This window comes from Chryseobacterium polytrichastri (genome assembly GCF_900142445.1).
GTDB lineage: Bacteria > Bacteroidota > Bacteroidia > Flavobacteriales > Weeksellaceae > Chryseobacterium > Chryseobacterium polytrichastri.
Genome location: NZ_FRAV01000052.1, coordinates 24,546 through 32,869, shown reverse-complemented (window position 1 = coordinate 32,869; position 8,324 = coordinate 24,546). Strand labels below are relative to the sequence as shown.

At 34.5% G+C, this 8,324-nt stretch carries 8 protein-coding genes; all 8 read right to left on the bottom strand.

Annotation, left to right across the window (positions count from 1 at the left end; all coding sequences use genetic code 11):
- Window positions 1–785: 785 nt before the first annotated feature.
- On the bottom strand, window positions 786–1,472 hold the full coding sequence (locus tag BUB80_RS21425; RefSeq protein ID WP_073297632.1) for a hypothetical protein: 687 nt from the start codon (window positions 1,470–1,472) through the stop codon (window positions 786–788).
- 11 nt (window positions 1,473–1,483) lie between these two features.
- The gene (rfbD, locus tag BUB80_RS21420; protein ID WP_073297631.1) at window positions 1,484–2,344 is read right to left on the bottom strand and encodes a dTDP-4-dehydrorhamnose reductase; all 861 of its coding nucleotides are present in this window, start codon (window positions 2,342–2,344) and stop codon (window positions 1,484–1,486) included.
- Between the two features lie 66 nt (window positions 2,345–2,410).
- Window positions 2,411–2,896, bottom strand: a complete 486-nt coding sequence (locus BUB80_RS21415; RefSeq protein WP_073297630.1) for an acyl-CoA thioesterase — start codon at window positions 2,894–2,896, stop codon at window positions 2,411–2,413.
- Window positions 2,897–2,966: 70 nt separating this feature from the next.
- The gene (locus BUB80_RS21410) at window positions 2,967–3,467 is read right to left on the bottom strand and encodes an OmpH/Skp family outer membrane protein (protein WP_073297629.1); all 501 of its coding nucleotides are present in this window, start codon (window positions 3,465–3,467) and stop codon (window positions 2,967–2,969) included.
- Between the two features lie 67 nt (window positions 3,468–3,534).
- Complete coding sequence (locus tag BUB80_RS21405; RefSeq protein ID WP_073297634.1) at window positions 3,535–4,098, bottom strand: OmpH/Skp family outer membrane protein; 564 nt, start codon at window positions 4,096–4,098, stop codon at window positions 3,535–3,537.
- A gap of 8 nt (window positions 4,099–4,106) precedes the next feature.
- Window positions 4,107–6,644: an outer membrane protein assembly factor BamA gene (bamA, locus tag BUB80_RS21400; protein WP_073297628.1), complete on the bottom strand. Its 2,538-nt coding sequence runs from the start codon at window positions 6,642–6,644 to the stop codon at window positions 4,107–4,109.
- A 28-nt stretch (window positions 6,645–6,672) separates the two neighbouring features.
- The gene (locus BUB80_RS21395) at window positions 6,673–7,422 is read right to left on the bottom strand and encodes an isoprenyl transferase (protein WP_073297627.1); all 750 of its coding nucleotides are present in this window, start codon (window positions 7,420–7,422) and stop codon (window positions 6,673–6,675) included.
- Window positions 7,423–7,428: 6 nt separating this feature from the next.
- Window positions 7,429–8,322 (bottom strand): DUF6089 family protein, encoded by an 894-nt coding sequence (locus BUB80_RS21390; RefSeq protein ID WP_073297624.1) that lies wholly within the window; start codon window positions 8,320–8,322, stop codon window positions 7,429–7,431.
- Between the last annotated feature and the right edge of the window lie 2 nt (window positions 8,323–8,324).

Below are 8,324 nucleotides of genomic sequence, written 5' to 3'. Positions count from 1 at the left end.
AGCTTTTGTGGAGAAGTAAGTGCGCTAAATAATTGATTTTATTTACTTTATATAACATAAAGTAGTTATCCACATTGGTGAATTGTAGTTTTAAACATATTATAAGACGGCTTTCTACCGCTTAGAATATACTTGGGGTTCCTATTATATATAAGGTATGTCAAAACCTCATAGGTTTTTGAAACCTATGAGGTTTGAGTTGGGGATTGCGATTGGATGTGAGGCTTCAAGGAAGGACTGTTTTTTATTTCCCACAGATTTTCGCAGATTGACACAGATGATTGTGGGTGCATGGATATTGCAAAGATTGAGACAGGTATTAGTGGATGGATAAAATGTTGAAATATAATCTTTCTAAGTGTTAAGGCAAACCTAACAGGTTTTCGAAACCTGTTAGGTTTAGAGGGAACATGGGAAGCTGTCATTCCGAATGGAACACAGTGGAGTGAAGAATCTATACCTTTTTGAATTACGTTATTGAGATCCTTACAGGATGACAAACTTTGTGGTGATGTGGACTGTTGAAAAGTACGACAAATACCCTAGCCCAGATAGAAGCGGCATCCTTTTTTGTTGCGGGCGAAGCGAAGCGGAGGCCGTAACTAAAAAGATACAGCGGAAAGCTGGATGAAGCTCCTGAAAAAATTTGAGCTGGAGGGAAGGAAGGTTTGAGAGTTGGAGAGTATGAGAGAGGTTGTGTTTTTGAAATTGCTTTGCTTCGACAAGCTCAATACAGGTTAGCTTCGCTTCTCGCAATGACAGCCTGGAAAAATAAAAAGCAGAGTTTAATTACTCTGCTTTTCTTTACTATATATGATACTTAAAAATTCGCCATAAGATTTTTCTAACCCTATAATGTCGCCAGATTTTAAGTTGATACCACCGACTCCTGTGTCGTCTGATTTAATTTTTGTGGCTGAGATTTGAAAATATTGACTGATTTCGCCCTGCTTGGGCTGTAGCTTAATGGTAGAACCCAATAGTTTTTTTGTAGAAATTACATACAATTCTCCAGGCACCACTTTTATGGTGATGTATGATCTTGGAGATAATGTATAATCTTTTTTGTTTACGCCTATCTTTTGGTCTTTGTCTGATGACGCAAATAAAAAGATATTCCCCGTTTGATTTAAAAACTTGTCTTTTGGTAGATAGTATAAAGCAAGTTTATAATTTGAAGGATTGAAAGCTTGCGGCGAACCATCTATATTTTCAAATGGTTTTAATGAAAACGCGTTGGCACCAATTTCTTTTGCCTTCTTATAGATTAAAGAAAAAACTTCAGCGTCGTCTTTTGAGAATCCCTGAACTTCTACTTCTCCTAAAAGTTCGGCCTGTTTGGCTTCTTCGTTTATTCTGTATAGAAATTTATCTGCGTTCTCGTTTGTTTTTTCAACTTTCGTTAAATAAACATTCTGAGCACTGAAAACCTGAGCAAAAAAAACAAAAATGATTATTCCTAAATTTTTCATGAGATATTATTTTATTGTGAAAGAATTTCTACACATTCTTCTAAACTATTCTCCCAATGTTTTAGTTCTATTTTATACGTTTCTTCAATTTTATCTAAACACATTGTACTTCTTTTCGGGCGTTTGGCCGGAGTTGGATATTGTTCCGTTGTTAATGCATTTAATTTTACGGAAGCGTTTGAAAATTCAGCGATCTTTTTAGCAAACTCAAACCATGTTGTTTCCGGATAATTTGAAAAGTGAAAAACACCGAAAATTTTCGTTGGAGCATTAATGATATTCATGATTGCTTCTGCTAAATCATTTGCATTGGTAGGTTGACCATATTGATCTGCAACAATTCCTAATTCGTCTTTTTGTGGAAATAAATTCAGCATGGTCTTCACAAAGTTTTTATTGAACTCTGAATATAACCAAGATGTTCTTAGAATAATGGTTTTAGGATTAATCTCTAAAGCTAATTCTTCTCCTTTTAATTTTGATTCTCCGTAAACTCCGATCGGGTTTGTGAAATCATCTTCCGAATAATCTAAATTAGTTTCTCCATCGAAAACATAATCTGTGGAAACGTGAACTAATATCGCTTTATGGTCTACACAAGCCTGAGCCAGATTTGCTACCCCGTCCGCATTTACAGCAAAAGCTTTCTCACTTTCTTTCTCTGCAAGATCTACCGCCGTGTAAGCCGATGCATTGATACAGAAATCCGGTTTTTCATTATTGAAGAAAGTATTTACCTGATCTTCGTTCGTAATATCTACCGTTTGCGAATCTGCGAATACAAATTCATAATCAAGTTCAAAATCGGGAGCAATTTTTCTTATACAATTTCCCAACTGTCCGTTGCTTCCTATTACAACTATTTTTTTCATGTATTACTTTTACGTTTTAATATTGTCTAATGGAATATACATTAATATTTTAAATAATTCCTTCTATTATGAATTTTTTGCGTTCTGTGATCTTAAAAATTTCACTCGTGACTGAAAATCTTTCTGATCCAACTCTACATGGAATTTATGGAATGTTTCTTTTATGTCATCCGGATGAACTTCTGATTTTCTTGTTTTCATATTGAAGTAAATAATCGTAACCCATAAAACCGCATGAACTGTTTTCTCGTCCAAGCTTTTCATTAAGATCTCCACCTTCGCTGTTCTGTCTTGGATTTCGATCGTTTTACTACTGATCACTACTTGCGTATTATATCTTACTTCTTTTAAATATGCTATTTCGTTTTGAATTGCAATCCAAGTACAGCCTGTTTTTTTAGTATATTCTTCGTAAGTGAAACCATAAAATGTTTCTACATGATCTTCTCTTGCATTGAACATGTAATCTAGATATTTCACATTATTTAAATGCCCAATCGGATCACAATCACTAAATCTGACCTTTACCGTAGTTGATACTTCTTTTTCCATTTGGCAAAAATAAAAAAACCACCTCTAAAAGAGGTGGTCTGTTCTATAAATCTTTGTTAATTTGTTTCAATTAAAGACCTAATTCTTTTTTTACAGCTGGAGTAGCATCTGTACCTGCTTTGTAAACAAATGCAGAAGAGTTAGCATCCATAACGTAATCATAACCGTTTGCTTTAGCAACTTTAGTTACAACATCGTTTAGTTTCTTTTCAACCGGCTCATAAGCTGCGTCTCTTTTAGCAACGAAATCTTTTTGAGCTTTATCTTGCATTTGGTTGATCTCGTCATTCATTTTAGACAACTCAGCTTCTCTTGCTTTGTTTTCGTCAGCACTTTTCTTTGGAGCTTCTTCAGTATATTGCTTTAATTTAGCTTGTCCAGCGTCAGCTTTCTTTTTAATTTCTGCTTGCTTAGCATCTAAGAAAGTTTTTAAATCAGCATCTGCTTTTTTCTTTTCAGGCATTGCTTCAAGAACACCCATAACATCTAAAGTAGCAATTTTTTGAGCTTTTGCCATACCTACAGATACAACCATCATTACTGCTGCAAATAATACACTTAATTTTTTCATAACTGGTAAATAAATAATTTAATTTGTTTATTAGATTTTAAATATAGGAAAAAGTTAACTTTAATAATTACTTTTTACCTTTTGTACTTGTTTTTTCCTTTTTATCGGCTCCTGTTGAACCTTTTAATAAAACATCCAATACTTTGTCTGTATAATCGAATCTTTTTTGAAGGAAAATAACATTAACATTATTGGCTTTATCAAGAACTATGCCCAAGCCATTTTTCTCAGACATTGTCTGAATGGCCGTCCAGATCTGATCTTGGAAAGGCACGATTAAACTTGTTCTTAATTTTGTGATCTCACCATTGGCTCCAAACCTCAAACTCGTAGTGGTTTTGACGTTTTTATCCAAATCCATCACCTCTTTTTCTCTAAGCTTTAATTGGTCTCCGACTAATAAAACCCTTTCGTTTTCAAGAGCTGATCTTTTCTTTTCAAATTCAGATTGCAAACTTTGAAGTTCAGATTGCCAAGTATCAATTTGTGAATTTAATCTTGCTTCAGCTTCTTTATATTGAGGTAACTTATCTAATATGTATTCTGTATCTACTACCCCGACTTTCTGAGCATTGCTCAAGCCGAAAAGTAAGAATACTATAAATGTGAGAACAGTTTTAAAATATTTCATATTGCGAATTATAATGATTGGTTCATCAAGAAGTGTGTTTTCCATCCTGAAGGTTCAGTTCCAAGAACTGTTTTATCAAATCCGTAAGCAAAATCAAATCCGATTAATCCAAATGCACCCATGTAAACTCTTACCCCAACACCAACTGATCTTTTTAACTGGAACGGATTATAGTTACCCCATGAATTCCAAACGTTACCTCCTTCAGCAAATGTTAATGCATAAATTTTAGCAGTTTGGCTCATTGAAATTGGATATCTTAATTCTAATGTAAATCTGTTATAGATTGTACCTCCTCCTTTCTGAGTAATATCATCAACAGTTCCACCGTAAGTAGAAGCATTTTCGTAACCTCTTAAAGGAATTAATTCTCTACCATCATATCTACCTCCGAAAAGTCCTGTTCCTCCTACATAGAATCTTTCAAATGGCGGAGCTCCCAATTGTTTGTTGTATCCGTCCATGAATCCCATTTCAGCAGAAGATCTTAACACTAGTTTTCCAGCAATCTCGTTATAAACGTCCGCTTTAAACTTAATTTTATAGAATTCCATCCACTTATACTTTTCAGTAGGACTCATTGTTGAATAGTCTTTATTGCTAAACAATGAATATGGCAGTGTGAATTTTCCGGAAAGTTCAATATTAGAACCTGTTGTTGGGAAAATTGGGTCAATACCCGCAGAGTTTCTACTTAATCCTATATTAAGACTTAAGTTGTTTGCTGTTCCATAATACTCAGTGGTATCACCGAATTCGAATGGATAGTTACTAAAGTCATATTTCTGATACTGAAGACCTGTATATAATGAGAAATAGTCATCCGGCCATTTCAATAATCTATTTAGACCTACTGAAGCGGAGAAGATATTTAATTTCTGTGCGTTACCTGTTGCATCAGAATATTTTACTCTTGAAGTATTTAAACTTACAGAAAGTGCAGTTGGTCTCGTTCCGAACAACCAAGGCTCTGTGAAAGATACCCCATAGTTTTGGAAAAACTGCCCAGCTTGCGCTTGAAGAGATAATGTTTGTCCGTCCCCTTGTGGTACTGGTCTAAAGTCCTTAAACTTAAGGAAGTTCTTCAATGAGAAGTTGTTGAACGTTAATCCCAAAGTTCCGATAAAGCTGTTACCACCGTAACCTGCCTGTAACTGAACCTGAGAAGAACCTTTCTCCACCAATTTCCAATTGATATCTACTGTATTGTCTTGTTGATTTGGCTGAATATCCTGACCTACTTGCTGTGGATCAAAGAATGTCATTCCCGCTAAATCAAAATATGTTCTTTTAATATCACTCTTAGCAAAAAGACTTCCCGGCTTCGTTCTTAAAGCACGAAGAATAACATGGTCATGCGTTGTTGTATTCCCTTGCCAAGTTACTTTATTCCAAGTTGCTTTTTCACCTTCGTTGATACGGATCTCAAGATTAATCTTATCTCCTTCTACCGATTTCTCAACAGGAGTAACGTTAGAGAAAAGGTAACCGTTGTTCATGTAAACCGACTTGATATCAGAATCATCTTCTTTACCTCCATCTTCTCCAACTTTTTTGTTGAATCCTACTGCATCGTAAATATCACCTTTCTTATATCCTAACAACCTTTGTAGATAATCTGTAGGATATACAGTATTTCCAGTAAACGTAATATCACCAATGTAATATTGCTTACCTTCTTTTAATTTTACGTTGATCTCGTAATCGTTTTTCTTATTTCTCCATACAGAATCAGAAACAATAGCCGCATCTCTATATCCTAAAGAGTTATAGTAGCTGATAAGACTTTGTTTATCTTCCTGATATTTTTCTGCGATGAATTTTGAAGGCTTCAAGATACCTCCAATACTAAACCTTTTTTGTTTAGTTTCTTTAAAAGCCTTATTTCTAAGTTTTGAATCAGTCACTTTTTCGTTTCCTTCGAACTCGATGTGATCAATTTTTACTTTTTTGCCTTTATCCACAATAATCGTCCAGTCTACCAAAGAAGGATCATTCGCATTTACTTTATCCTCAATGGTGATCTTAGCATCTGCAAATCCTTTTTTGATGTAATCTTTAGGAATATTTGTTTTAAGACTTGAAACTAAATTTTGGGTAATTTTCGTTCCCGGCTTCAGATTGTTGTCTTTTGCCAGTTTTTCATTCTTAGATTTCCCAATTCCTTTACCCTTAAATTTCACTTCTCCAAGTTCTTTTAAGTCTTGTAAATAGAATTTCAAAACTACAGTTTCGCCTTCAATACTTTGTACATAGACCTCCACTTCCGAAAAAGATTGAGTATCCCAAAGTTTTTTAATAGCATTGCTGATTTTCTGCCCAGGGATATCTACATTTTCTCCTTTTGACAATCCTGTAAATCTTAAGATCTGTGCAGGTGTGTATTTTTTAACCCCATCTACAACGATGTCTTTAAGCATGTAAGAGCCTATTTGGCTGTCTGCATGCACAGGATTATTCACTTTGGTGCTGTCCTGTGGCGTTACCTGTCCATAAAAATGTGCAGAAGCAACAAACATAATGATGGGTAATAGTCTAAACTTCATTTTATCGTAGTCTTTCTTTTCTTAAATTTTACTGAATCTTTATTTGCTCGCCGGTTAAGCCGTATCTTCTCTCTTTGTTTTGATAATCTACAATACACTGAAAGAAAATATCTTTTGAAAAATCCGGCCACAGAACATTTAAAAACTGTAGTTCTGCATAGGCAATCTGCCAAAGGAGGAAATTACTTATCCTAGTTTCACCGCTGGTTCTTATTAATAAATCAACAGGTGGAAAATCTTTCGTATAAAGATAGTTTTCGAATAAATTTTCATTAATATCCTCAATATCTATCTTTCCTTCTTTTACATCAGTACTAATATTTTTTACGGCATTCAGTATCTCATTTTGTGAGCCATAGCTTATTGCTAATACCAAATTACCCTTTGTGTTTTCTTTTGTTAGTTCTACCACATTAAGCAACTGATCCCTTACAAGTGACGGCAATTTTTCTAAATTACCAATAACATGCATTCGTAATCCTTTACTGAATATTTCCTCTGCTTCCAGTAATAACGTTTCTGCAAGCAAATTCATTAAGATATCCACTTCATCTGTAGGCCTATTCCAATTTTCCGAAGAAAACGTATAGAGCGTTAAGTATGGGATATGTATCTCATTACATGCATTAATAGCATTTCTTACAGCATCAATAGCATTTTTATGACCAAAGGTCCTTTCTTCGCCACGGGATTTTGCCCATCTTCCATTACCATCCATAATGATAGCAACGTGTTGCGGTAAATTCTCAGAATTTATTTTATCTTTAATCAACGACATAATTAATTAATCACAATAACATGGTGGTCTTCCGAAAGAATACGTAAGCCCTAAACTTACCGTATTAATCCAATCATTAGACTTACTATCTCCAATATTTCTTTCTTTAATAAACTTAGCTTCTCTTTCCTTCGACACTGCATAATATGCATCTGACTGAAGTAAAGATCCGCCTGTAGCAGGATTTAAAATATCCCCATTATAAGTAGCAACAACATCTTTATCAAGAATCTTACTATAATCCAACTGATCTGTCATTGTGTATCTAAATGTAGCTTCAGCAAATATTGCCCAACTATAATTAAATTTATATTTCAAACCTACTCCAAAAGGTATATGCATTGTTGTCTTTCTACCCGTTGTATATACAGCTGAAGTAGTAAAATCTAATTCATTAATAGGAGCTTGTGCCACACCATCTGCATCTCTTCTAAAATCATTTACCATGGTAGCCTTTGGAGCATCGAACATTAAAGCACCAACTCCACCAAATATATAAGGGCTTAGCATACCTTTCTGTTCGTTATTCACTGGGAAGAAATTATACTCAAACATTAAACTAGCCTCATACACATTATTTTTCCCCATTGCATTCCTATTCTTCCTGTATTCTTCTTTAGCCACTTTATCACTAAATTGAATTTGATTATATCCTAGATCTAATCTAACAGTTTGATGAGGGTTAAAATTAAACCTATATAAAATACCTCCATAAAAAGGAACCCCAAAATCTGACGTCTTGCTTAAATCCAACGGCTTTTGTAAAATATAATTCGTTCTTCCTATGTCGCCAACTAGGTTACTCATCCCCAGACGAACCCCCAATTCGTTCCTTTGAGCTTTAATACTTACCACAGTTCCCAAAACGGCAAGGAAGCTAAATAATAATTTTTTATTCATAA

Excerpts from the sequence above, each read along its gene's own strand:
- BUB80_RS21395 (WP_073297627.1), bottom strand. The coding sequence starts at position 7,422 with ATGTCGTTGATTAAAGATAAAATAAATTCTGAGAATTTACCGCAACAC.
- BUB80_RS21425 (WP_073297632.1), bottom strand. The coding sequence starts at position 1,472 with ATGAAAAATTTAGGAATAATCATTTTTGTTTTTTTTGCTCAGGTTTTC.
- BUB80_RS21415 (WP_073297630.1), bottom strand. The coding sequence starts at position 2,896 with ATGGAAAAAGAAGTATCAACTACGGTAAAGGTCAGATTTAGTGATTGT.
- rfbD (WP_073297631.1), bottom strand. The coding sequence starts at position 2,344 with ATGAAAAAAATAGTTGTAATAGGAAGCAACGGACAGTTGGGAAATTGT.
- bamA (WP_073297628.1), bottom strand. The coding sequence starts at position 6,644 with ATGAAGTTTAGACTATTACCCATCATTATGTTTGTTGCTTCTGCACAT.
- BUB80_RS21390 (WP_073297624.1), bottom strand. The coding sequence starts at position 8,322 with ATGAATAAAAAATTATTATTTAGCTTCCTTGCCGTTTTGGGAACTGTG.
- BUB80_RS21410 (WP_073297629.1), bottom strand. The coding sequence starts at position 3,467 with ATGAAAAAATTAAGTGTATTATTTGCAGCAGTAATGATGGTTGTATCT.
- BUB80_RS21405 (WP_073297634.1), bottom strand. The coding sequence starts at position 4,098 with ATGAAATATTTTAAAACTGTTCTCACATTTATAGTATTCTTACTTTTC.